Origin of the sequence: Pseudomonas sp. 1 R 17 (genome assembly GCF_900067035.1) — a bacterium.
Lineage (GTDB): Bacteria > Pseudomonadota > Gammaproteobacteria > Pseudomonadales > Pseudomonadaceae > Aquipseudomonas > Aquipseudomonas marginalis.
Map to the genome: position 1 here is coordinate 22,717 of NZ_FKLB01000016.1, position 24,714 is coordinate 47,430.

The 24,714-nt window shown below is 62.0% G+C and carries 20 protein-coding genes and 3 pseudogenes; 14 read left to right on the forward strand and 9 right to left on the reverse strand.

Translation table 11 applies throughout. The annotated features are described in order from the left end of the window. Positions 1-81: 81 nt before the first annotated feature. A complete protein-coding gene (locus tag BFP99_RS01895) occupies positions 82-1,542 on the forward strand; it encodes a GntT/GntP/DsdX family permease (protein ID WP_065946551.1) in 1,461 nt (486 codons plus the stop codon). Positions 1,543-1,557: 15 nt separating this feature from the next. After that, on the forward strand, positions 1,558-2,343 hold the full coding sequence (gene otnI, locus BFP99_RS01900) for a 2-oxo-tetronate isomerase (protein WP_065946552.1): 786 nt from the start codon (positions 1,558-1,560) through the stop codon (positions 2,341-2,343). 157 nt (positions 2,344-2,500) lie between these two features. On the opposite strand, the gene BFP99_RS01905 is transcribed toward otnI, so the two are convergent. The 4 genes and pseudogenes from BFP99_RS01905 to BFP99_RS01915 all read right to left on the reverse strand — a co-directional run bounded on the left by BFP99_RS01905 (position 2,501) and on the right by BFP99_RS01915 (position 6,392). Further along, positions 2,501-3,322 carry a DeoR/GlpR family DNA-binding transcription regulator gene (locus tag BFP99_RS01905; protein ID WP_065926387.1) on the reverse strand — a complete coding sequence of 274 codons (822 nt, stop codon included), beginning with the start codon at positions 3,320-3,322 and terminating at the stop codon, positions 2,501-2,503. Positions 3,323-3,413: 91 nt separating this feature from the next. Then, positions 3,414-3,950: pseudogene (locus tag BFP99_RS33915) on the reverse strand (methyl-accepting chemotaxis protein); the annotation flags it as partial. 327 nt (positions 3,951-4,277) lie between these two features. Then, positions 4,278-5,357, reverse strand: a pseudogene (locus tag BFP99_RS33920) (cache domain-containing protein); the annotation flags it as partial. A 144-nt stretch (positions 5,358-5,501) separates the two neighbouring features. Continuing rightward, positions 5,502-6,392: a bestrophin family protein gene (locus BFP99_RS01915; protein ID WP_065926385.1), complete on the reverse strand. Its 891-nt coding sequence runs from the start codon at positions 6,390-6,392 to the stop codon at positions 5,502-5,504. 261 nt (positions 6,393-6,653) lie between these two features. Here BFP99_RS01915 and BFP99_RS01920 point away from each other — a divergent pair, with 261 nt between their 5' ends. The 3 genes from BFP99_RS01920 to BFP99_RS01930 are packed head-to-tail and all read left to right on the forward strand — an operon-like array spanning position 6,654 to position 9,018. Continuing rightward, a complete protein-coding gene (locus tag BFP99_RS01920) occupies positions 6,654-7,532 on the forward strand; it encodes a hypothetical protein (protein WP_065926384.1) in 879 nt (292 codons plus the stop codon). Then, complete coding sequence (locus BFP99_RS01925) at positions 7,517-8,563, forward strand: GGDEF domain-containing protein (protein ID WP_065926383.1); 1,047 nt, start codon at positions 7,517-7,519, stop codon at positions 8,561-8,563. Before BFP99_RS01920 ends, BFP99_RS01925 begins: the two co-directional genes overlap by 16 nt. Beyond that, positions 8,560-9,018, forward strand: coding sequence for a metallophosphoesterase family protein (locus BFP99_RS01930; protein ID WP_065946553.1), 459 nt, complete (start codon positions 8,560-8,562; stop codon positions 9,016-9,018). Before BFP99_RS01925 ends, BFP99_RS01930 begins: the two co-directional genes overlap by 4 nt. Positions 9,019-9,026: 8 nt before the next feature. Here BFP99_RS01930 and BFP99_RS01935 read toward each other — a convergent pair whose 3' ends face one another. Continuing rightward, entirely contained in the window at positions 9,027-9,338 is a 312-nt protein-coding gene (locus BFP99_RS01935) for an ArsR/SmtB family transcription factor (RefSeq protein WP_027603612.1), read from the reverse strand. A gap of 78 nt (positions 9,339-9,416) precedes the next feature. Between BFP99_RS01935 and BFP99_RS01940 the strand changes: the two genes are divergently transcribed. Continuing rightward, positions 9,417-10,508: an NADH:flavin oxidoreductase/NADH oxidase gene (locus tag BFP99_RS01940; RefSeq protein ID WP_065926381.1), complete on the forward strand. Its 1,092-nt coding sequence runs from the start codon at positions 9,417-9,419 to the stop codon at positions 10,506-10,508. A 278-nt stretch (positions 10,509-10,786) separates the two neighbouring features. Next, complete coding sequence (locus tag BFP99_RS01945) at positions 10,787-12,913, forward strand: TonB-dependent siderophore receptor (RefSeq protein WP_065946554.1); 2,127 nt, start codon at positions 10,787-10,789, stop codon at positions 12,911-12,913. A gap of 251 nt (positions 12,914-13,164) precedes the next feature. On the opposite strand, the gene BFP99_RS31635 is transcribed toward BFP99_RS01945, so the two are convergent. Beyond that, positions 13,165-14,205, reverse strand: a complete 1,041-nt coding sequence (locus tag BFP99_RS31635) for a hypothetical protein (protein WP_083221121.1) — start codon at positions 14,203-14,205, stop codon at positions 13,165-13,167. 87 nt (positions 14,206-14,292) lie between these two features. Between BFP99_RS31635 and BFP99_RS01955 the strand changes: the two genes are divergently transcribed. Continuing rightward, positions 14,293-14,853, forward strand: coding sequence for a hypothetical protein (locus BFP99_RS01955; RefSeq protein ID WP_027603616.1), 561 nt, complete (start codon positions 14,293-14,295; stop codon positions 14,851-14,853). 36 nt (positions 14,854-14,889) lie between these two features. On the opposite strand, the gene BFP99_RS01960 is transcribed toward BFP99_RS01955, so the two are convergent. Both BFP99_RS01960 and BFP99_RS01965 read right to left on the reverse strand, forming a co-directional pair. After that, complete coding sequence (locus BFP99_RS01960) at positions 14,890-15,612, reverse strand: FadR/GntR family transcriptional regulator (protein ID WP_065926379.1); 723 nt, start codon at positions 15,610-15,612, stop codon at positions 14,890-14,892. A gap of 48 nt (positions 15,613-15,660) precedes the next feature. Then, on the reverse strand, positions 15,661-17,397 hold the full coding sequence (locus tag BFP99_RS01965; protein ID WP_027603618.1) for an IlvD/Edd family dehydratase: 1,737 nt from the start codon (positions 17,395-17,397) through the stop codon (positions 15,661-15,663). A 192-nt stretch (positions 17,398-17,589) separates the two neighbouring features. Here BFP99_RS01965 and BFP99_RS01970 point away from each other — a divergent pair, with 192 nt between their 5' ends. Genes BFP99_RS01970 through BFP99_RS01985 form a run of 4 tightly spaced genes read left to right on the forward strand, consistent with a single transcriptional unit; the run spans position 17,590 to position 22,394 of the window. Continuing rightward, a complete protein-coding gene (locus tag BFP99_RS01970; protein ID WP_053139479.1) occupies positions 17,590-18,912 on the forward strand; it encodes an MFS transporter in 1,323 nt (440 codons plus the stop codon). 15 nt (positions 18,913-18,927) lie between these two features. After that, positions 18,928-19,920: an AraD1 family protein gene (gene araD1 / locus BFP99_RS01975; protein ID WP_065926377.1), complete on the forward strand. Its 993-nt coding sequence runs from the start codon at positions 18,928-18,930 to the stop codon at positions 19,918-19,920. 10 nt (positions 19,921-19,930) lie between these two features. After that, complete coding sequence (locus BFP99_RS01980) at positions 19,931-21,511, forward strand: aldehyde dehydrogenase (NADP(+)) (protein WP_065946555.1); 1,581 nt, start codon at positions 19,931-19,933, stop codon at positions 21,509-21,511. Positions 21,512-21,530: 19 nt separating this feature from the next. Then, on the forward strand, positions 21,531-22,394 hold the full coding sequence (locus BFP99_RS01985; protein ID WP_065926375.1) for an SMP-30/gluconolactonase/LRE family protein: 864 nt from the start codon (positions 21,531-21,533) through the stop codon (positions 22,392-22,394). 11 nt (positions 22,395-22,405) lie between these two features. On the opposite strand, the pseudogene BFP99_RS33495 reads toward BFP99_RS01985, so the two are convergent. Continuing rightward, positions 22,406-22,495: pseudogene (locus BFP99_RS33495) on the reverse strand (outer membrane lipoprotein carrier protein LolA); the annotation flags it as partial. A 67-nt stretch (positions 22,496-22,562) separates the two neighbouring features. Between BFP99_RS33495 and BFP99_RS01990 the strand changes: the two are divergent. Further along, positions 22,563-23,570: a substrate-binding domain-containing protein gene (locus tag BFP99_RS01990; RefSeq protein WP_065926374.1), complete on the forward strand. Its 1,008-nt coding sequence runs from the start codon at positions 22,563-22,565 to the stop codon at positions 23,568-23,570. Next, positions 23,567-24,714, forward strand: a 1,148-nt coding sequence (locus BFP99_RS01995) for an ATP-binding cassette domain-containing protein (protein ID WP_065946556.1), incomplete at its 3' end; no start/stop codon positions are given. The genes BFP99_RS01990 and BFP99_RS01995, both read left to right, overlap by 4 nt.

Consider the following 24,714-nt stretch of genomic DNA (forward strand, 5'->3'; position numbering starts at 1 on the left):
GCAAGTGCTGCACGAGCGCCTGGTTTGACGCTCGACGGACCCGGCTTGCCTAAAAAAACAATAACAACAGGACATTCTTGAATGAGCCCACTGATTTTGATGTTGACCGCTGGCGCGGGTATCGCGCTGCTGCTGTTTCTGGTCCTCAGGTACAAATTCCAGCCGTTTGTCGCGTTGATGCTGGTGAGTATCGTGGTGGCGCTGGTGGCCGGGGTGAAACCGGCTGACCTGGTGGCGACGATCGAGGGCGGCATGGGCAAGACCCTTGGCCATATCGCGATCATCATTGCCCTGGGCGCGATGATCGGGCGGATCATCGAGCTGTCCGGCGGTGCCGAGGCCCTGGCCAAGTCGTTGATCGAGCGCTTCGGCAACAGCCGTACGCCGCTGGCGCTGACCATCGCCGGGTTCATCATCGGCGTGCCGGTGTTCTTTGAAGTCGGGGTGATCATCCTGATGCCGTTGGCCTATGGCGTGGCACGCCGGGCGCGCAAGCCGCTGCTGGTGTTCGCCTTGCCGATGTGTGCGGCGCTGCTCACCGTGCATGCCTTCCTGCCGCCCCATCCGGGCGCCGTGGCCGCCGCCAGCCAACTGGGCGCCGACTTGGGCCGGGTACTGATGTTCGGCCTGCCGATCACCGCGTTGCTGTGCTACATCGGCTACCGCGTGGCGGGGCGCATGACCCGACGCTTCTATCCGATGACTGACGATATCCGTGCAGAAGTCTATGGCCCTCACGTGACCAATGAAGACCTGCGGGCCTGGGCCAACGGCAATCACCAGGCGGTACAACAGAGCGCCGTGGCCGAGTCCCATATGGGATTGGAAGAGTCCACCAGCGCCATTGCCGCCAAGCTGCCAGCGGCGCCTGCACCCGGTTTTGGCCTGATTGTGAGCCTGATCCTGCTGCCGATTGTGCTGATTTTGCTGGGCACCCTGGCCACCTCGCTGCTGCCGATCGAATCGGCGTTGCGTGGGGTGATGACCGTGTTGGGCGCGCCGTTGGTGGCGCTGCTGATCGACACCTTGCTGTGCGCCTGGTTGCTGGGTTCGCGCCGGGGTTGGAGCCGCAGCCAGGTGTCGGATGTGATCGGCTCGGCCTTGCCGGGCGTGGCCATGGTGATCCTGATCGCCGGCGCCGGGGGCGTGTTCGGCAAGGTGCTGGTGGACACCGGCATCGGCGCGGTAGTCTCCGACATGCTGCGCACCACCGGCCTGCCGGTGCTGGCCCTGGGCTTTTTGTTGACCATGCTGCTGCGCGCGGTGCAGGGTTCGACCACCGTGGCCCTGGTGACCACGGCGGGGATCATCAGCCCGCTGATCGTGACCCTCAACCTCACGCCCAACCACCTGGCGCTGCTGTGCCTGGCCATGGGCGGTGGCGGGCTGGCGATGTCGCATATCAACGACGCCGGCTACTGGATCTTCACCAAGCTCGCCGGGCTCAACGTGGCAGACGGTCTGCGCACGTGGACGGTGATCACCACCTTGCTCGGTACCTTGGGGTTCGTGATTACATTGTTGATCTGGCCTTTTGTCTGACTCTTGGGAGCTTTTATGCCTCGTTTTGCTGCCAACCTGAGCATGCTGTACCCGCAACATGATTTTCTCGAGCGTTTCGCGGCGGCGAAGGCCGATGGTTTCGACGCGGTGGAATACCTGTTCCCCTACGACTACAGCGCCGAGGCACTCAAGCAACGCCTGAGTGACAACGGCCTGGTCCAGGCCCTGTTCAATGCACCACCGGGCGATTGGGCGGCGGGGGAGCGCGGCATCGCCACGCTGCCGGGGCGTGAGGCCGAGTTTCGCAGTGGCTTCGACCGCGCGTTGGAATACGCCGCCGTGCTCGGCAACGACCGCGTGCACGTCATGGCCGGCTTGCTGCCCTCGGAAAGCCTGCGCCAGCGCCATCAGGCCGTGTACCTGGAAAACCTCGCCTACGCCAGCGCCGCTGCGGCTGAGGTTGGCGTCACCGTGTTGCTGGAGCCGATCAACACCCGCGACATGCCGGGGTTTTTCCTCAACCGCCAGGACCAGGCCCACGCCATCTGCCGGGAGGTCGGCGCGCACAACCTCAAGGTGCAGTTTGACTGCTACCACTGCCAGATCGTCGAAGGCGACTTGGCCACCAAGCTGCGTCGCGATTTCGACGGCATTGGCCATATCCAGATTGCCGGGGTACCGGACCGTCACGAGCCTGACCTGGGCGAGCTGAACTATGGGTTCCTGTTCGAACTGATGGACCAGTTGGGCTACGACGGCTGGGTCGGCTGCGAATACCGGCCAAAGGGCGACACCTCGGCGGGCCTGCAATGGTTGCGGGACTGGAAAGCGGCTCGGTAGTCGACGAGCCTCTGTGTCGGTTCGGTTCAAATGTGGGAGGGGCGGTGCGACGATTCGACTTGCCCCCGATAGCGGTATGTCAGCCAACACCTCTACCAACCCTGCCACCGCCATCGAAGCCTAGCTAAAGCTCGACCTCTCCTACAAAGGGAGGGCATCACGCCGGCAACGGATCACCCGGCAGCATCAATTCAATCCCGCGCTTGCGGATGCCATCTGCCGCTGCCGGGGCCAGGGCGTCGTCGCTGATGATCACGTCGAACGGTTCCAGCCCGGCGATGCGGTACATGCTGAAGGTGCCGTATTTGGAACTGCTCGCCACCAGCACCACCTGGGACGCCGATTGCATCGCCACTTGCTTGACCTCGACTTTCAGCGCCGAGGGGGTGGTGATGCCACGGTGCAAATCCCAGGAGCTGGTGGACACAAAGGCGATGTCCGTGACCACCTGGCGCAGGGTCGCCACGGCCAGCCCGCCGACGGAAGAATGGTTGTCATGGTCCAGTTGGCCGCCGGTGTGGATCACCGTGACCTGCGTCGCATCCATCAGGGCCTGCACGATCCCGAAGTCGTTGGTGACCACCGTCATCCCCGACAGCGCCTTGATATACGGGACGATCTCCAGGGTGCTGGTGCCGGCATCCAGGTACACCGTCATGTCCGCGTGCAGCAACCGTGCGGCCAGTCGTGCCATGGCCTGCTTTTGCGGCAACTCCACCACTGCTTTGGATTGATGGCTGGGTTCGCTGTGCAACTGGCTGGCGATCCGGACCCCACCGGTGACGGAGTACGCCCGGCCTTCCTGCTCCAGCAGGGCGATATCGCGGCGCACGGTCATGTGCGAGCAGTCGAACATCTCCATCAACTGGTGCACGCTCATCACCTGATGCTTGCGCAACTGCCGCAGGATCTGTTCGCGACGCTGCTCGGGAATCATCGGGGTGCTGCTGTCGGTGGCCGTGTCCTTCGGGTTGGGCATTAAGGCTCCGCAGTGGTTGGGTAAGAGGCGGGGAGTGCGTGGCTATAGTAGCCAATACACGCCCCCGCCGGCGACCCCGGTGTGACAGCGGTCAGAACTTGAACCGCCCCACCAACCCCTTGAGCTGACCGGAAATATCCGTCAACCGCCCAGATCCGGTCTGCGCCGAGTGGGCAAAGCCTTCGACCAGTTGCGCATCGGCATGGATCTGCGCGATGTGCCGGTTGATCTCTTCGGCCACCTGGTGCTGTTCTTCGGCCGCGGTGGCGATCTGGGTGTTCTGGTCGCGGATCGAGTCCACCGAGCCTTGGATCTTGTCGAAGCTGTCGCGGGCCTGCTGGATGCGTTCCACGCTGGTGTGGGACACCAGCAGGCTGCCCTGCATCTGTTGGGTGACTTCCTGGGTGCGGCGGGCGAGGTTGCCCAGCAGGCTGTCGATTTCACCGGTGGAGTCGGCAGTGCGGCGCGCCAGGGCGCGGACTTCGTCGGCGACCACGGCAAAACCGCGGCCCTGGTCACCGGCGCGCGCGGCTTCAATCGCGGCGTTGAGTGCCAGCAGGTTGGTCTGTTCGGCGATCGAGCGGATGGTGTCGAGGATGGTGTTGATGTTCTGGCTGTCCTGCTCCAGCAACTGCATGGTCTGGGTCGACTTTTGCAGGTCTTCGCTGAGCTTGAGCACGCTGCCGGTGGCTTCGCCGATGTGCTGCTGGCCATTGTGCACGTCGCGGTAACCCTCGTCGGCACTCGCGGCGGCGGCGCTGCAGGAGCGCGCGACTTCGTTGGCGGTGGCTACCATTTCGTTGAACGCGGTGCTTACCAGCTCCACGGCTTCACGTTGGCGCCCGGCGGCCTGGTTCATGTTGTTGGCGACTTCGCTGGTGTCGGCGGCGGCGGTTTGCAGGTCGGAAGAGGCGTTGCCGATGCGCTGCACCAGTTGCGCGATCATGCTCAGGAACTGGTTGAACCAGCCCGCCAGGCTGGCGGTTTCGTCTTTGCCTTGCACCTTGAGTTGGCGCGTCAGGTCGCCTTCGCCTTCGGCAATCTCCTGCAGGCCGTCGGCCACCCCGCGAATCGGGCGCACGATCATGCTCGCAAAACTGGCGCCGACAATCGCGAACACCACGGCCAGGGCGGCGGCAATCGCGGCGATCAACCACGTGAGGCTGGTGGCGCCGGCCATGACTTCATCGCGTTTGATCAGGCCGATAAAGCGCCAGCCCAGATCCTTGGAACTGACCACGTTGGCCATATAGGCCACGCCGTCGATGTCGATCTGGGTCACGCCGTCGCCGCGCTTGGCCAGTTCGGCGTAGTTGGGGCCCAGGTCGGCCATCGGCTTGAAGTTGTGCTTGGCGTCGCTGGGGTCCACCAGCACGTTGCCGTTGGCTTCCACCAGCATCAGGTAGCCGCTGTCGCCCAGCTTGATGTTGCGCACCAGCTCGGTGAGCTGCTTGAGCGACACGTCCAGGCCGACCACGCCGAGTATGTTGCCGGTGGCGTCGGCGACGGTGTGCACGGTGCCGATCAGGACCACGTCGTCCGGTGCCCAGTAATAGGCGCCGGTGCGCACGGTGGCGCCTGGCGCGGCGATGGCGGCTTTGTACCAGGGGCGTACGCGTGGGTCGTAGTTGTTCAGTTTGGTGTCATCAGGCCAGCTGGCATAACCGCCGTCGGCGAGGCCCAAAGACAAGTAGGCGGTGCTCGGGTGGCTCTTGGCGAACTGGTCGAAAATCGCCAGCAGGTCTTTGTTGGTCTGGGTCAGGGGGATTTGCGCGGCGTCGGCGCCGGCGTAGCTCTTGAGATCCTTGGCCGCGACAACGCGCGGGTCCTTGGCCACGAAGTCGACGTTCTGGCTGATGCCATCGAAGAACTGCTTCATGCCGTTGTCGATCTGACGGATCTCGCGACCGCTGCTGTCGAGGAAATTGGCCAGGGCCCCCTCGCGCAGATTCAGCACTACCAACACGGCCACCAGGATGACCGGGAGGCACGCGATAGCCGCGAACGCCCAGGTCAGCTTCTGCTTGATATTCATGACTTCACCTGCGGGTATTTATAGTTTTGGCAAGGGGAAACGCTAGTGCTGAATGCCGCATGTGTTGTTATGAAGGGGGTAAGGCCCATGCGTACCTCCGGTTTATCGACCGAAGGGGCACGCACTTTAGGGCGCGGGGCGTGATCAGCCGATTGAGTGGTCGGCCAGGGCGTCGCGGCGCATCGATTGCAGGTTCTTCTCGATGGTTTCGCAGATGGCTTCCATCTGGATCTGGTGTTCGCTGGAGCGGAACGGGCTTTGCAGGTCGGTGCCGATGCGTTCGATGGCCAGCAGCATAAAACCCACCACGGTGGACGCCAGCGGGGTGAACCAGCCCAGGGATTCCACAAGACCCACGGGCACGATCAGGCAGAACAGCGAGATAAACAGGCGTGGGAAATACACGTAAGGGTAGGGCAGTGGTGTGTTGGCGATCCGTTCCATGCCGCCCTGGGCATTGGACAGATCCACCAGGGTCGACTCCAGCCGCGCCAGGCGAATGCTGTCCAGGTGCCCGGCCTTGTATTCGCGGGCCAGCAACGCCGCCGAGCCGGTGAGGATGTCATTGGCAAAGTTGTTGGTGGCGCCGTTGCGGGCGAATTCCTCGGTGGGGATAAAGGCGCGTACTTCATCAGGGCACGGTTCGCCCCTGAGGTGCGCAGCCAGGCAATTTACGTAGGCCACGTGGCGGCGCAGCAGGGTGGACTTGATCGGGTTCACTTCGCCGTCAGGATCGTCCAGCAAGGTCAAAACCTGACGGGCAAAACTGCGCGAATTGTTGACCATCGCACCCCACAGCGTGCGCGCTTCCCACCAGCGGTTATAGGCGCTGCTGTTGCGAAAGCTGATGAGCACGATCAGTGCCGAGCCCAGCAGGGTGAGGGGCATCAGCGGCAAGTTGATCTTGGCGGTGAGGAACAGCATGAAGTCCACGGTGACGGCGACGTCCCACAGCAACAGCCAGAACAGCGACCAGCCCACATAGCCCATGGTCTTGATGATCAGGCGGTACTTTTTGATGATGGCGGCTTTCAAACGACAACCTCGCGGCGAGCAGTAGGCAACAGTGCCTTAGCTCGGACGTCGGCTGGCGGGGAAGGTTCGCTGCGGCGCCTGAAACGGTTAAGCCGCCTGAGTTTTCTGGAACAATTTTGGTAGCGACGGTGTCCTCAGAGCTAATCACGCTAGATTGCGCCCAAGGCAAAACGCCATTATCGGTGCTGCAATTGAGATCAGTGGATCCAAGTTGTTTGATCAGGGCTCTTTCTCATGTGCAGTGGTTCGTTGAAGTTGGCGATGGAACAGTCGGCGCGGGCGTTTGAGCGCCATGTGGAGTTTGAAGCGAGTATTCGTACCCATTATTCGATTTTGCTGGAGTCCTATTCAAAAAGACCGTTTTTCTACAAGACCGCACTGAAGTTCAGTCGCTTGATGGTGTCCTTTACGTTATTGAGCACGTATTTCTCCAAGCCAGTTCCCTTACTGTCCGAGGTGAAAGAGTTTTGTGTGGCGCGCGGGTTCTGTTCGAGAAACAGCCTGGAGTCGATCTTCCTGCTGTTCAGGGTCCTGGGGTTCATGACGGTGTCGAGGCATGCGGATGACAGTCGTTTGCGGGTATTCAGTCCGTCATCCCAAGCCTGCGAGGAGATCAGGCTGATGCTTACGTCCGTGGTCGAGCCACTGGGCGTGATGTGCCCGGAAACCGAGGTGTGCGGGTCAATGGCCGGGTTGGATGATCGCGCCTATCTGGCCCGTTATTTCAAAGGTTTTTCGGTGCTTCTGCGCCAGAACGTGACGATTGACCTGTTGATGCCTGATTGTTATTGGCTGGTAAAACGCGATGCCGGACATATGTTGATGCTGGCGATCTATAACGATGCGTGTGCGCTGGATAATCAAGGGGCAAGTTTCAGGTCTTCGTCCTACCTTTCCATCGCTGAGCAACTCTCGGTGTCCAAGACCCACGTTATTCGTCTGGTGCAAGAGGGGGCCGACCGGGGCTATTTCAAGATTCATTCCAAGACACTGCTTGAAGTCCTGCCACCTTTTATCGTGTTGGTAAGGCGGTTCATGGCGTATTCGTTTGCGACCTGCCTGCACAGTCTTCAACTGAGTCATGTCGATAATAAAGCGGCCACTCATGCACAGGGAGTGACGGGATGCCGGCTAATGTAAAGCTCAGGCCACGGATGCAAAGGCTGCTGTCGCCCGCCATTGCCCAGGCCGAACTGATCGGGATTTTCGCCTGGCTGGCGGTGTTGCTGGTTGATCGCGGGAGGATGTTCGGCTGGCCGGTCGTGCTGGTCACGATGGGTCTGTGCGCGGTGTATGGGGTCCACCGGGTGGTGACTCAGTATGTGCTGTGGCGGGCGCTGGGCGTGGCCTACATGGCGCTGCTGTCCGCAGGTTTTGCCTATGTGGTTCACACCCGGCCTGCGTTGCAGGTGTTTGCCTTGCCGCTGGCCGTGACCCTGGTAATGAGCAGCGCAATCCTGTTTATCGTGGTTCAGGATTTTCTGTTCTGCGCCGCGTTGGTCTGGTTACTGACGTGGCCCCACATTCAGTTGAGCCTTTACGCAGGCGTCGACACCTACGTGTTTATCTTTTGCGCCGCGTCGGTGGCGATCGGTTCTGTCTTGAATGTCTACTACCTGAAAAACCTGCGCTCCGTGTTACTGGTCGAGAGTGAGTTTCGGGAATTGGCCGAGACGGATTACTTGACCTCCATCCTGAACCGGCGCGCCTTTATGGAGAGCTTCGCCAAACTGATTGCGGCCGGTGATACGGGCTACTTCATGATGTTGGATATCGACAGTTTCAAATTGAAGAATGACCAGTTCGGCCATGACGTCGGCGACAGGATTCTCTGTGCGATGGCCGCGTGCCTGAAAGCCACCCCCGGCAGCCACAGTTTCGGCAGGATTGGCGGTGAAGAATTCGGCGTGCTGCTGGTGGGCGATGACCCTGATGTCGCCACCGACTACGCGCTGCGCCTGCTGCAGGGGATTCGGTGCAGTGTCGCGCCGCCCCATCACTACACCTGCAGTGCGGGCATGACGCGCTTTACGGCCGGGGCCGATATGTCGGCGGTCCTCAAACGTGCCGACCGCAACCTCTACGCCGCCAAGGGCAACGGCAAGGACCGTGTATATCTGGATGGCGCGCCGGTGTTTCACCGTTCGATGTCCACCCCGGAGGCCTTATGAAAGTTGGCGTGATTTCCGATACCCATGGCCTGCTGCGGCCTGAAGCGGTGGCGGCCTTGCAGGGATGCGAGCAGATCATCCATGCCGGTGATATCGGCAGCCCTGAGATTCTTCAGCAATTGGCACAGATCGCGCCCCTGCACGTGGTGCGTGGCAACAATGACCAGGACGCGGCGTGGGCGGAGCAGGTGCCCGATCATCTGATGCTGGAGGTGGACGGATGGCGGACGTTGGTGGTGCATGATATCGCCGACGTACCCGCCTTACTCGACACGTCTACTCGGCTGGTGATCACCGGCCATTCGCACAAGCCCCTGATCGAATGGCGGGGCGCAACACTGTACGTAAACCCCGGCAGTGCAGGGCGGCGGCGCTTCAAGTTGCCGGTGACGTTGGCGGTGCTGGACGTGCGGGAAATGACGATCGAGTCGCAGCTGATCGCGCTGCTGGACTGATCCGGCTTTTATCGTTGCGTCAGGATGCTCTGCAACAATCCCGGAAACCGTTCCTCAAGCACCTCGCCGCGCAATGAATTCATGTGGGTAGTGCCCACGCTGCGGGTGTGTACCAGGCCGGCATCGCGCAGGACCCGGAAGTGGTGGGACATGCTGGACTTGGGGCGCCCGCCGTCCAGTTCGCCGCAACTGGCCTCGGGCACGCCGGCCAGGCAGCGGACAATCTCCAGGCGCACCGGATCACTCAGCGCGTATAGCAGGCGCTCGAGGGTCAGGTCTTCCGGGGTGGGGTGTTTAAAGGCTCGCATGAAACGAATCATAACAGGGGGCTATCATCGAATACCATAGTTCGATTACCATCGAACTATCGAATCATCCACTCGCTCCCGGAGTTCTCAATGTCCGCTTTGTTCGAACCGTTCACACTCAAAGACGTCACCCTGCGCAATCGCATCGCCATCCCGCCAATGTGCCAATACATGGCCGATGACGGCATCGTCAACGACTGGCACCTCGTACACCTGGCCAGTATGGCTCGGGGCGGCGCCGGTTTGCTGGTGGTCGAGGCCACCGCTGTAGCGCCTGAGGGGCGTATCACCCCAGGCTGCGCCGGTCTCTGGAGCGACGCCCACGCCGAAGCGTTCGTGCCCATGGTCAAGGCCATCAAGGCCGCCGGTTCGGTGCCCGGCATCCAGATCGGCCACGCCGGTCGCAAAGCCAGCGCCAACCGCCCGTGGGAAGGGGACGACCACATACCTGCCTCCGATGCGCGCAGCTGGGAAACCATCGCGCCGTCGGCCATCGCCTTTGGTGCCAACCTGCCGCAAGTGCCACGCGCCATGACCCTGGACGACATCGCTCGGGTCAAGCAGGACTTCGTCGACGCCGCCCGCCGTGCCCGTGACGCCGGTTTCGAGTGGATCGAACTGCACTTCGCCCATGGCTACCTGGGCCAGAGCTTCTTCTCCGAGCATTCCAACCAGCGCACCGACGCCTACGGTGGCAGCTTCGACAACCGCAGCCGTTTCCTCCTGGAAACCCTGGCTGCCGTGCGCGAGGTCTGGCCGGAAAACCTGCCGCTGACCGCGCGTTTTGGCGTGATCGAATACGACGGCCGGGACGAACAGACCCTGACCGAATCCATCGAACTGGCCCGTAACTTCAAGGCCGGCGGCCTGGACCTGCTGAGCGTCAGCGTCGGTTTCACCATCCCCGACACGAATATCCCGTGGGGCCCGGCCTTTATGGGCCCGATCGCCGAGCGCGTGCGCCGCGAAGCGGGCATCCCGGTGACCTCGGCCTGGGGCTTTGGCACGCCGCAACTGGCGGAAGGTGCGTTGCAGGCTGGGCACCTGGACCTGGTCTCGGTCGGTCGTGCGCACCTGGCTGACCCGCATTGGGCGTACTTTGCGGCCAAGGAACTGGGGGTTGAGAAGTCGTCCTGGACCTTGCCGGCGCCTTACGCCCATTGGTTGGAGCGGTATCGCTGATCGGATCCTGACGACGTATAGAAATCCAAATGTGGGAGGGGGCTTGCTCCCGATAGCGGTGGAACAGCCAGCTTATTTTCAGCTGATCCACCGCTATCGGGAGCAAGCCCCCTCCCACATTGGGTTCGCATCAAACTTCCTGCATGTCGATACCAAGGGGTTACCTGAAAAATAGCGAATGAGAACAGATGTCAAACGCGAATGGATTGGTATACCATTCGCGCGAATTTTTGGCAGGTTTGCCGCCCCATCTGGCTCATTCACTAGGTTCAACATCCATGCGTCGTACCCTGATTTCCCTCTGCGTGCTTCAGGCGTTTTCCCCGTTTACCTGGGCCGAGGTTGTCCCTGCCGACAAGGCCAGTCTTGAGCTGCAAGCCACCAATGTCACCGGCGAGGCGGACTACGAGACGGCTCAAGGGCCGGTCAAGGGCTACCACGCCACACGTTCGGCGAGTGCGACGCGCACTGACACCTCGATTCATGAAACCCCGCAGTCCATCAGCGTCGTGTCCAAGGATGTGGTCGAAGACATCGGCGCCACCCGTTTGCAGGACGCCCTGGACTACGCCGGTGGCGTCGGCCGCGCCAATAACTTCGGCGGCCAGGGGCTCACCACCTTCACCGTACGTGGCTTCACCACCGGCGAGTTCTACCGCAACGGTTTCCCGATCAACCGCGGTTACCCGAACATGCCGGACGCCAACACCATCGAACGCCTCGAAGTGCTGCGCGGCCCGGCGACCATGCTGTATGGCCGTGGCGATCCCGGCGGCACCTTCAACGTGGTGTCCAAGCAACCGCTGGCCGAGCCGACCGTGACCCTCGGCAGCCAACTGGATGACCAGGGCATGCAGCGCGCCACCCTCGACGCTTCCGGCCCGCTGGACGAACAAGGTCGCCTGGCCTATCGCCTGAACGTGGTGGGCGAGGGCGGTGACACGTTCCGTGATCACGTCGAGACCGAACGCTACGGCGTGACCCCGGTGATCACCTGGCAGGCCAGCGATGACACCAAGGTGATCTTCGAAGGCGACTTCATGCGCAACAACCACCCGCTGGACCGTGGCCTGACGCGCTACCCCAATCAAAAAGGCACTGCCTCGCGCGACACCTTCTGGGGTGAAAAAGACGTCGGCAAACTGCACAACGACAACAGCATGGCCCAGCTGCGTTTCGAGCACCTGCTCAATGACAGCTGGACCCTGGGCGGTGGTTTCCAATGGCTGGACGGCACCTTGCAAGGCAATGCCATTGAAGCCAACGGCCTGGCCGCCGACGGTCGCACCCTGGGCCGCAACTTCAACTATCGCAAACTGGAGTGGACCGACAAGGACACTCAGCTCAACCTCACCGGGCATTTCTCCACCGGTGGTTTCGACCACACCTTGCTCACCGGCGTCGAATTCGAAGACTACGACTACAAGTCGATCATCCAGCGCTCCAGCGGCGCAGTGGGTGCTTATTCAATCGACATCTTCAACCCGGTCTACGGCCAGGCGCGCCCGAACCTCACGCGCACGCCGACCCACGACAAGGAAAACCTCAAGACCTACGCGGCCTTCGTGCAGGATCAGGTGGCCCTGACCGAGCGCCTTAAAGTGCTCGCCGGCGCACGCTTCGAGCGCTTTGAACACGACTACCACACCTACGTGCCGGGCGGTAAAAGCTGGGAAGCCAGCGACAACGCCGTCACCCCACGCGTGGGCGTGATCTACGACCTCACCGACACCGTTGCGGTCTACGCCGACGCCGCGCGTTCGTTCAAGCCCAACACCGGCGCCAGTCGCCAGGGCGGTGGTTTTGAACCGGAGAAAGGCAAATCCTACGAGATGGGCATCAAGTGGGAAGCCCTGGACCGTCAACTGAGTGTCGACGCCGCGATCTACCAGATCGAGAAGAAAAACGTGCTCACCACCGACCCTCTCGACTCCACCTTCAGCGTCGCCGCCGGCCAGCTGCGCAGCCGTGGTTTCGACCTGAACGTGGCGGGCAATATCACCCCCGAGTGGCGTGTGATCGGTGGCTACGCCTACGTGGATGCCGAAGTGACCAAGGACAACACCCTGCGCAGCGGCACGCGCTTGCTGAACATCCCGCGTAACAGCTTCAGCCTGCTCAACGTCTACGAGTTCCAGGACGGCGCCCTCAAGGGCCTGGGCCTCGGCGCGGGTGGCAAGTATGTGGATGAACGGGCCGGGCAGACCTCCAACAACGCCTTCTCGATGGATGCCTACACCGTGGTCGACCTGCTCAGCTACTACAAGGTCAACGACAAGGTGCGGCTGAACCTGGACGTGAAGAACCTGTTCAATCGCGACTATGAAGAAGGTGCGTTCGGCAACGTATACGCCTACCCCGGCGAACCGCGCACGGTGCAGGTCGGCATCGCCTACACCCTCTAACGGCCTACACGGTTTCAATGTGGGAGGGGGCTTGCCCCCGATGACCATGGGTATCTACACATTCTCGACGTGATATTGCGCGGTATTTGATAAGACGGTATCTATGCGCAAGCTTGCTCAAAATGTGTAGATACCTATGCCCCGATGACGGTAGATCGGCCGATGACGCTGTGACTGATCCACCGCGCCCATCCGGGCTTGGCATACACCAAGCCCTTGGCGTTAAGTTTCACAAGGCGTCGTCAGGTCCTTCAATTCTGCCAGCACTGCGCATACCGCTCACACACGCCATAACGCTTATCCAATTCGGCCATGTGTGCCCAGTTGTCGGCCATTGCTTCTTTCTCCAGCAATCCATTCAACTGCCGGTAGTACTGCAGCATCGCACCGTTGACAGCCAATGCCTGAGTGATGTCGGTGGCCGGGGTATCGGGCACCAGGGTTCTTAACGTGGGCGTGTCCAGCCGTGAGAGGCGCGCACGGTACTCAACCTTGTACTGCTCAAGTGCTTTGGCCTTTACGCCCTGAGCCTGGACCAGGTAGTTCACGACGTTCTGACGATACTGCGCCCAATAGGCATCCGGCAGATCAAGGTTCATCTGGGCCTTGCGCTTGTTGACCACCAGATCAGTTGCGTGATCGCGCGCGCTGTCGTCCAGCGGGCTGGCCTGGGGTTTCATTTCCGCAATGATGCTCGGGGCGATAATCTGCTCGGCCAAGGCATCACGCTCCGGGGTGGCGGGGAGGCCTTTCGGCGGCGCGGGGAACAGCGCATTGGCACCTACGCAGCTGGGCAGCCCTTTATTGATCACCGGGACCGGTGAGCGCACCACCTGGCCTTTTACTGAATGCAGACGTTTGAGTGTCGTCACACACTGGCGGCCTGCGCCAGTGAACGTCACCTCGTATTCCGCGCCGTTTTGCGGAGTGAGGGTGAAAGCCATGCCGCACACCGAACCTGTGCCTTGGGTATTCAAGTGCAGGAACAGTTCTTTGTTGGCGGGCAAGCGGATTTCCAGGTAGGGCGTTTTTTCGGAGACCGGCGGCATCGACATGTCCGCCCGCCTGCGGGTGTTGGCCAGGAACAGATTGTTAAGGATGCCGGTGGTCTGTCCATCGCAATGTTGCGCATCTATTACACTCAGCGTGGCGCTGCTCATGTCGCTGACAAATCGTAGCTTGGCAGCATCCGGTCCGGTGGCATCGGGGTACGTACCCGACACGCTGCAGCCGCTCAATATCAACGCGAAAAATGTTGCGCCGAGCGCACGGCCTGCAAATAAATTACTCATGGAAGGGGGGTCATCCTTAACGCCGATGTTGAGAAGTGCCGCATGATACTGGCAAAGTTGAACTTTTTTCGATGGACCGAGGATTGAATGCGCAAAATAAGTCAGTTGTTTGTGATCGGAACCGTGGCCTTGATGAGTGCCTGCTCGGCATTGCCACCTGAAATGGCATTGGATTCAAAAGTCTATTCCGCCGAAAACGCAGGTCTTGTCCTGGGCGCACTGATCGAGGGTGGGCCCTACGGAACCTGGATGAGCTTTCACAATGTGGACACCGGCAAAGACTATGGCTGGGGCCCCAAGGACTACTACTCGGCATGGTTGCCTGGAGGCACCTATGAAGTCAGTGACCTTGGCTCGCGTCGTGGCGTGATGGGACCCTACTCGAAGCCGCTGCGCTTTACCGTCACCAATGGACAAATCAATTACGTGGGCGAAATGACCTATGGTTGCCCGCTCGCGGCTCGCCCGGCCGCGATCTATGGCGTGAAAAACTGCGGACTCCTTGCGTTGGGGACCTGCACCGTTGATTACCCCAGCATTGGCATCTGTGTGGTGGATCGACAGGAGCAGTCCGTTCGCACCTTCGTCAAGCAGCACCCGCAATATTCCGAACTACCGGTCAAGTCGGCCGTGATGTCGACGCGTTGACCCTTGCGCCGAGTTGAGCGTGGAGGCTCTATCGGGTTATAGCGGCGTCAGCACATTCATCACCGTATCCAACGCCACCCGCGTGTCATCCAGCTGCACCAGCGACGCATGCCGCGCGCCGAGGGCGTCGCGGTTCTGGATCGCGGTGAGGATCGCCTTGTGCCGGGGCAGGCTCAGGCCCTGGATGTCCGGGCGGCGGTTGGTGATGTTGATCGACTCGCGCAGCGGCAACGACAGCATGTTGCACATATAGGCGAGCAGGTCGTTGCGGGTGGCATCGGCAATGGCGCGGTGGAAGTCCAGGTCGGCCTGCAGCAGCTGTTCGTGGGTCTGCGCGGTTTCCATGCCCTGGTAGGCTTTTTCGATGGTGGCGATGTCTTCATCGGTGGCGGTGGTCGCGGCCATGGCGGCGATCTCCGGCTCGAGGATGCGCCGCACACCGGCCAGGGTATTGAAGAATTCACTGTGGGGCGTGGACTGCATCAGCCAGGACAACACGTCCGGGTCGAGCAGGTGCCATTTCAAGCGCGGCCGCACCACCGCGCCCACCCGCGGCTTGGAATACACCAGGCCCTTGGCGCTGAGCACCCGGGTCGCCTCGCGCAACACCGAACGGCTGACCTTGTACTCCTCGCAGAGCGTGGCCTCCATGGGCAGCCGTTCTTCGGGCTTGAAGCGACCTGAAACGATGTGCATGCCCAAGTCCTGAACGATCTGGGCATGCATGCTCTTGCGCGGCTTGGGCGGCTGGTGATCCATAACGACAGGGATGCTCTGACTTAAATTCGCGGCATCATAGCATCCCAATTAGTGGGAATGCCGGGGGACTTCAGCCCCACGGCAACCCACCAGGAAGTCAAAGTCGCAACCCTGGTCGGCCTGCAGCACATGATCGATGTACAACTGGCGGTAGCCGCCGACGATCAGGTTCTGCGGCGGTTTCAGGTCGGCCATGCGCGCCGCCAGCTCTGCGTCGGGGATGTCCAGGTGCAGGCGGCCATTGGCGCAGTCGAGTTCGATCCAGTCACCTTCCTTCACGGTGGCCAACGGTCCACCGGCAGCGGCTTCCGGCGCCACATGCAAGACCACGGTGCCGTAGGCGGTGCCACTCATGCGCGCGTCGGAGATCCGCACCATATCGGTCACGCCTTGGGCCAGCAGTTTCGCCGGCAAACCCATGTTGCCGACTTCGGCCATGCCTGGGTAACCCTTGGGCCCGCAGTTTTTCATGACCAGGATCGAGTTGGCGTCCACGTCCAGTTCAGGGTCGTTGATGCGCGCCTTGTACATGTCGAAGTTCTCGAACACCACCGCACGGCCGCGATGCTGCATCAGCTCGGCGCTGGCTGCCGACGGCTTGAGCACCGCGCCGAGTGGCGCCAGGTTGCCGCGCAACACGCAAATGCCGCCGTCGGCGCGGATCGGGTTGTCGAGGGTGCGGATCACTTCGTCCTGGCCGTAGATCGGCGAGTCCTTGGTGTTCTCGCCGAGGGTCTTGCCGTTGACGGTCAAGGCGTTCGGGTGCGGGATCAGGTTGGCTTCACCGAGGCGACGCAGCACGGCGGGCAGGCCGCCGGCGTAGTAGAACTCTTCCATCAGGAAGCGCCCCGACGGTTGCAGGTCGACGATGGTCGGCATGCCGCGACCGATGCGGGTCCAGTCGTCCAGGTCGAGCTCGACGCCGATGCGCCCGGCGATGGCTTTCAAGTGGATCACGGCGTTGGTCGAACCACCGATGGCGGCGTTCACGCGGATGGCGTTTTCAAACGCCTCCTTGGTGAGGATCTTCGACAGCTTCAAGTCTTCGCGCACCATCTCTACCGCACGCATGCCGGACATATGGGCCAGCACATAACGCCGCGCATCCACCGCCGGGATCGCCGCGTTGTGGGGCAGGGACGTGCCCAGTGCCTCGGCCATGCAGGCCATGGTCGACGCAGTGCCCATGGTGTTACAGGTGCCCGCCGAGCGCGACATGCCGCCTTCGGCCGCGAGGAAATCATCCAGGGTAATGGTGCCGGCCTTGACCTGTTCACTGAGCTGCCACACCACGGTGCCCGAGCCGATGTCCTGGCCCTTGTGCTTGCCGTTGAGCATCGGCCCACCGGTGACCACGATGGCCGGTACGTCGCAACTGGCGGCGCCCATCAGCAGGGCTGGGGTGGTCTTGTCGCAGCCGGTCAGCAACACCACACCGTCAATCGGGTTGCCGCGGATGGCTTCCTCCACGTCCATGCTCGCCAGGTTGCGAGTGAGCATGGCGGTGGGGCGCAGGTTGGATTCGCCGTTGGAGAACACCGGGAATTCCACCGGGAAGCCACCGGCCTCGATCACGCCACGTTTGACGTGCTCGGCGATCTGGCGGAAATGCGCATTGCACGGGGTCAGCTCCGACCAGGTATTGCAGATGCCGATGATCGGCTTGCCATGGAACTGATGGTCGGCAATGCCCTGGTTCTTCATCCAGCTACGGTACATGAAGCCGTTTTTGTCGGCGGTACCAAACCACTGGGCGGAGCGTAGGCCGGGCTTTTTATCAGACATGATCGATTCTCTTATTGTATGACTATATGTTCTATGCGTGCTTAAACATAAGCGCAAAATCGATGCTTTGGAAGAGTTGTTTTGCAAATAGTCCTACTATATAGTCTGGCTTAACTGAGGTATGACCCTGGCGGATTTCCGCGAGAGGCGTCCCCCGAGCTTCTATAAAAACAACAATCGGAGATCGACCCCATGAGCCAGGAACTGCGGCTTATTCGGCGCATCACGCTGAAACTGATTCCCTTCCTGATCCTGCTGTACCTGATCGCCTACGTGGACCGTTCCGCCGTGGGGTTTGCCAAGCTGCACATGGGCGCCGACGTCGGTATCGGCGATGCGGCCTATGGCCTGGGCGCGGGGTTGTTCTTCATTGGCTACTTCCTCTTCGAGATCCCCAGCAACCTGATGCTCGACCGCTTCGGCGCACGGCGTTGGTTCGCGCGGATCATGATCACCTGGGGCGCGATCACCATCGGCATGGCCTTCGTGCAAGGGCCGCACAGCTTTTATGTGATGCGCTTCCTGCTCGGCGCTGCCGAAGCCGGGTTCTTTCCCGGCGTCCTGTACTACATCACCCAATGGTTCCCGGTGCGCCATCGCGGCAAGATCCTCGGGCTGTTCATCCTCTCCCAACCGATTGCGATGATGATCACCGGCCCGGTGTCCGGCGGCCTGCTGGGCATGGACGGCATCCTCGGCCTGCATGGCTGGCAGTGGCTGTTCATCGTGATCGGCACCCCGGCGATCCTGCTCACCTGGCCAGTGCTGCGCTACCTGCCGGATGGCCCCAAGCAGGTCAAATGGATGAGCGACGCGGAAAAAACCTGGCTCACCGATGAATTGGCCAAGGACCTGCAAGCCTACGGCCAGACCCGCCACGGCAACCCGCTGCATGCCCTCAAGGACAAACGCGTGTTGCTGCTGGCGCTGTTCTACCTGCCGGTGACCCTGAGCATTTACGGCCTGGGCCTGTGGTTGCCGACCCTGATCAAACAGTTTGGCGGCACCGACCTGGTCACCGGCTTTATCTCCGCCGTGCCGTACATCTTCGGCATCATCGGCCTGCTGATCATCCCGCGCAGTTCCGACCGCCTGAATGATCGCTACGGCCACCTGGCCGTGCTGTATGTGCTGGGCGCCATCGGCCTGTTTTTCAGCGCCTGGCTGAGTGTGCCGGTGCTGCAAATGGCCGCGCTGTGCCTGGCGGCGTTTGCGATGTTTTCCTGCACCGCCGTGTTCTGGACCTTGCCGGGGCGCTTCTTTGCCGGCGCCAGTGCGGCGGCGGGCATTGCCTTGATCAACTCGGTGGGCAACCTCGGCGGCTATATCGGTCCGTTCGTGATCGGTGCGCTCAAGGAATACACCGGCAACCTCGCCTCGGGCTTGTACTTCCTGTCCGGGGTCATGGTGTTCGGGCTGGTCTTGACCGGCGTGGTCTACCGCCTGCTGGAGCGCAAGCACGTACTGCCCGCCGATCAATTCGCCGCCAGCGCCCGTGGCGCCACACGTACTTAATCTGGGAGAAGTCTGATGCGTTTAGTTCAGTTCGAGTCAAGCAACGGTGAACGCCGGGTCGGCGTTGTAGAAGGCGCCACAGTGCGCGAAGTGCGTACCGCGCGCAGCGTGCGCGAACTGGCGCTGGCCGCCATCGAGGCGGGCGTCAAGTTGCAGCAGCAGGTCGAGAGCCTGGGCCTGGGCGACAGCCATGACTACGCCGCACTGCTGGCCGACCTGAAGATTTTGCCACCGCTGGACCACCCGGACCCGGCCCATATGCTCATCAGCGGCACCGGCCTGACCCACCTGGGCAGCGCCTCGGCGCGGGACAAAATGCACCAGCAGGCCGGCGATGAGAGCGCCTTGACCGACACCATGCGCATCTTCAAATGGGGCGTGGAGGGCGGCAAGCCCGCTGCCGGCCAGGCCGGTGTGCAACCGGAATGGTTCTACAAGGGCGACGGCAGCATCGTCGTGCGCCCAGGCGAAGCCTTCCCGGTGCCACCGTTTGCCGAAGACGCCGGTGAAGAACCGGAAATCGGCGGCCTGTATGTAATCGGCCCGGACAGCAAGCCCTATCGCCTGGGGTTTGCAGTGGGCAACGAGTTCTCCGACCACATCATGGAGCGCAAAAACTACCTGTACCTGGCCCATTCCAAGCTGCGCAGCTGCAGCTACGGCCCCGAACTGCGCGTGGGCGAGTTGCCCCAGCACCTGGCCGGCACCAGCCGCATCCTGCGTAACGGCGAGGAAATCTGGCGGAACGAATTCCTCAGTGGCGAGGCCAATATGTGCCACAGCCTGGAAAATCTTGAGTACCACCACTTCAAATACCGCCAGTTCCTCAAGCCGGGCGATGTGCATATTCACTTCTTCGGTACCGCCACGCTGTCATTCGCCGATGGTATACGTACCCAACCGGGCGATGTGTTCGAGATCAGCCAGGCCGAGTTCGGCGCGCCGTTGGTCAATGGCGTCGGCAGCAGCGATGCGGCCTTTGAACCCGGCCAAGTCACCCCCCTTTAAGGAGATCAACATGACCCAGTTCCTCGGCCACAACTACATCGGCGGCCAGCGCAGCGCCAACGGCAGCGTCAAGCTGCACAGCGTCGATGCCAGCACGGGCGAAACCTTGCCGCAGGATTTCTATCAGGCCACGCCGGAAGAAGTCGACGCCGCCGCCAAGGCCGCCGCCGCTGCGTATCCGGCGTACCGTGCGTTGAGTGCCGCGCGCCGTGCGCAGTTCCTGGACGCGATCGCCGACGAGCTGGATGGCCTGAGCGATAACTTCATCGAGCTGGTCTGCCGCGAAACCGCGCTGCCTGCCGCCCGTATCAAAGGCGAGCGTGGGCGTACCAGTGGCCAGATGCGCCTGTTCGCCACGGTGCTGCGTCGCGGTGATTTCTACGGCGCACGCATCGACAAGGCGTTACCCGATCGCCAGCCGCTGCCACGCCCGGACCTGCGCCAATACCGCATTGGCCTGGGCCCGGTGGCCGTGTTTGGCGCGAGCAACTTCCCCCTGGCGTTTTCCACGGCCGGTGGTGATACCGCTGCGGCGCTGGCGGCGGGCTGCCCCGTGGTGTTCAAGGCCCACAGCGGGCATATGGCCACGGCTGAACAGGTGGCCAATGCCATCATCCGTGCGGCTGAAGCCACCGAGATGCCCGCCGGTGTGTTCAATATGATCTTCGGCGGCGGCGTCGGTGAGGCGCTGGTCAAGCACCCGGCGATCCAGGCAGTGGGCTTTACCGGCTCGCTCAAGGGCGGTCGCGCCTTGTGCGATATGGCCGCGGCACGCCCGCAGCCGATCCCGGTGTTTGCCGAGATGTCGAGCATCAACCCGGTGATCGTCCTACCCCAGGCCCTGCAAGCGCGGGCGGATGCTGTCGCTCGGGATCTGACCGCGTCGGTGGTGCAAGGCTGCGGCCAGTTCTGCACCAACCCTGGCCTGGTGATCGGTATCGCTTCGCCGCAGTTCACCGCGTTTACCCAACAGGTCGCCCAACTGATCGGTGAGCAACCGGCGCAAACCATGCTCAATGCCGGCATCCTGAGCAGCTACGGCAAAGGCCTGGAAAAACTCCTGGCGCACCCTGGCATTCAGCATTTGGCCGGTAGCACCCAGGCGGGCAATCAGGCGCAACCGCAGCTGTTCAAGGCCGATGTGCGCTTGCTGATCGATGGCGATGAAGTGCTGCAGGAAGAAGTCTTCGGCCCTACCACGGTGTTTGTCGAAGTTGCTGATCAAGCCCAACTCAGCGCTGCCTTGCACGGCCTGCACGGCCAGCTCACGGCGACGATCATTGGCGAACCGGCAGACTTTCAACAGTTCGCCGAACTCACGCCGCTGCTGGAACAGAAAGTCGGGCGCATCCTGCTCAACGGCTACCCGACCGGCGTCGAAGTCTGCGATTCGATGGTGCACGGCGGCCCGTATCCGGCGACGTCGGATGCCCGTGGCACCTCGGTCGGCACCTTGGCCATCGACCGTTTCCTGCGTCCGGTGTGCTTCCAGAACTACCCGGATAGCCTGCTGCCTGACGCGTTGAAAAACGCCAACCCGTTGCGCATCCAGCGCCTGGTGGATGGCACGCCATCCCGCGACTCGCTGTAAACACTTATCAGGAGGCGTCATGTCGTGTACCGCTGTCACTGAGCACCGTGCGCAACTGGGGGAAGGCCCGTTCTGGGACGTGCCGACCCAGGCGCTGTACTGGGTCAATATCGCCGGCAAACAGGCCCTGCGCCTGATGGACGGGCAGTTGCAGATCTGGCAGTTGCCCGAGCACGTTTCGGCGTTTATCCCGTGCGAACGCGGTGATGCGCTGGTGACCCTGAGCAGCGGTGTCTACCGTCTGGACCTGGCCACCGAAGCCCTGACCCTGTTGTGCGTGGCCGACCCGCAACCGGGCAACCGTGGCAATGAAGCGCGCTGCGATGCCCTGGGCCGCCTGTGGCTGGGCACCATGCAGAACAACATCGGCGAACACGGCGAAGACTTGCCGATCACGCGGCGCTCCGGCGGCCTGTTTCGCATCAATGCGGATGCGCAGGTCACGCCGTTGCTTCACGGCCTGGGCATTCCCAACACCTTACTGTGGAGCGAGGACGGCCGCCAGGTGCATTTCGGCGACAGCCTGGACGCCACGCTCTACCAGTATTCGATCCAGGCCGACGGCCAACTCGAGCCGGCACAGGTGTGGTTCGGCCCCCATGAGCGTGGCGGGCCGGACGGCTCGGCCATGGACAGTCAAGGCTACATCTGGAACGCCCGTTGGGACGGCAGTTGCCTGCTGCGCCTGACGCCCGAGGGGGAGGTGGACCGCATTATCGAGTTGCCCGTGAGTCGCCCCACCAGTTGCGTATTCGGTGGCCCCAACCTCACCACTTTGTATATCACCAGCGCCGCCAGCCCATTGGATCACCCTCTGGACGGTGCGGTGCTGGCCATCGAAGTCGATGTACCCGGCATGCCTTGCCATCGCTTTGCCGGTTAGCTGCACCGCTTCACTGTAGGAGCGAGCTTGCTCGCGAAAAGCCTGAGCGCGCCGCGTGCATTCAGGATGTACGCGTCATCGTTAACGTTTTTCGCGAGCAAGAACTAGGCGTCCCCCTCGCTCCTACAAAAAACAGCAAACAAAAAACAACAACAAGGAGTCACCCGTATGAATCATCGTCGTCGTGGTATCCGTTCCCTGTGCTGCGCCGCTGTGGCGGTCTCGGCCATGAGCTTGAGCGGGCTGTTGCTGGCCGCTGAAGAAGTGAAGATCGGCTTCCTGGTCAAACAGGCCGAGGAACCGTGGTTCCAGACCGAATGGGCCTTTGCCGAAAAAGCCGGCAAGGAACATGGCTTTACCGTGATCAAGATCGCCGTGCCCGATGGCGAGAAAACCCTCTCGGCCATCGACAGCCTGGCCGCCAACGGCGCCAAGGGCTTTGTGATCTGCCCGCCGGATGTGTCCCTGGGCCCGGCCATCGTCGCCAAGGCCAAGGCCAACGGCCTGAAAGTGATTGCCGTGGATGATCGCTTTGTCGACGCCAAGGGCAACTTCATGGAAGACGTGCCGTACCTGGGCATGGCCGCGTTTGAAGTGGGCCAGAAACAAGGCGCGGCCATGGCCGCCGAAGCGAAAAAACGCGGTTGGGACTGGAAGGACACCTACGCGGTGATCAACACCTTCAATGAACTCGACACCGGCAAAAAACGCACCGATGGCTCGATCAAATCCCTGGAAGAAGCCGGCATTCCCAAGGACCATATCCTCACCGCCGCGCTGAAAACCCTCGACGTCCCCGGCAGCATGGACGCCACCAACTCGGCCCTGGTCAAGCTGCCCAGCGGCGCGAAAAACCTGATCATCGGCGGCATGAACGACAACACCGTGCTCGGCGGCGTGCGCGCCACTGAAAGCGCCGGTTTCGCCGCCGCCAATGTGATCGGCATCGGCATCAATGGCACCGACGCCATCGGCGAATTGAAGAAGGCCAACAGCGGCTTCTTCGGCTCCATGCTGCCAAGCCCGCACATCGAAGGCTACAACACCGCGCTGATGATGTACGAGTGGGTCACCAAGGGCACCGAACCGCCGAAGTACACGGCCATGGATGAAGTGACCCTGATCACCCGCGCCAACTTCCAGGAAGAACTGACCAAGATCGGGCTGTGGAAATGACGGCGGCGGCCCTGCGTTTCGACGCTATCGGCAAAACCTTTCCCGGGGTCAAGGCGCTGGACGGCATCAGCTTCACCGCCCACCCGGGGCAGGTGCACGCCCTGATGGGCGAGAACGGTGCGGGCAAGTCGACGCTGCTGAAGATCCTCGGCGGCGCCTATATTCCCAGCAGCGGCACGGTGCAGATCGGCGCGCAGACCATGGCGTTCAAATGCGCCGCCGACAGCATCGCCAGCGGCGTGGCGGTGATCCACCAGGAGCTGCACCTGGTGCCGGAAATGACCGTCGCCGAAAACCTGTTCCTCGGGCATTTGCCCTCGCGCTTCGGCGTGGTCAACCGGGGCCTGTTGCGCAAGCAGGCCCTGGCTTGCCTCAAGGGCCTGGCGGATGAAATCGACCCCGAGGAAAAACTCGGGCGCCTGTCCCTGGGCCAGCGCCAACTGGTGGAAATTGCCAAGGCGCTGTCCCGTGGCGCCCATGTGATTGCCTTCGACGAACCGACCAGCAGCCTGTCGGCGCGGGAGATCGACCGCTTGATGGCGATCATTACGCGCCTGCGGGACGAGGGCAAAGTGGTGCTCTACGTGTCGCACCGCATGGAAGAGGTGTTCCGCATCTGCAACGCGGTCACGGTGTTCAAGGACGGCCGTTACGTGCGCACCTTCGACGACATGAGCGCGTTGACCCACGACCAGTTGGTGACCTGCATGGTCGGCCGCGACATCCAGGACATCTACGACTACCGCCCGCGCGAGCACGGTGAGGTGGCGCTCAAGGTCGACGGTTTGCTGGGTCCGGGTTTGCGTGAGCCGGTCAGTTTTGAGGTGCGCAAGGGCGAGATTCTCGGTCTGTTCGGCCTGGTGGGGGCAGGGCGCACGGAGTTGTTCCGTTTGCTCAGCGGCTTGGAACGCGCCAGCGCCGGCAGCCTTGAGTTATGCGGGGAGGCCCTGCAACTGCGCTCACCCCGCGACGCCATCGCCGCCGGTGTGCTGCTGTGCCCGGAAGATCGCAAGAAGGAAGGCATCATTCCGCTGTCCAGCGTCGCCGAGAACATCAATATCAGCGCCCGTGGAGCCCACTCTTCGTTCGGCTGGTTGCTGCGCGATGGCTGGGAGAAGGGCAATGCCGACCAGCAGATCAAGGC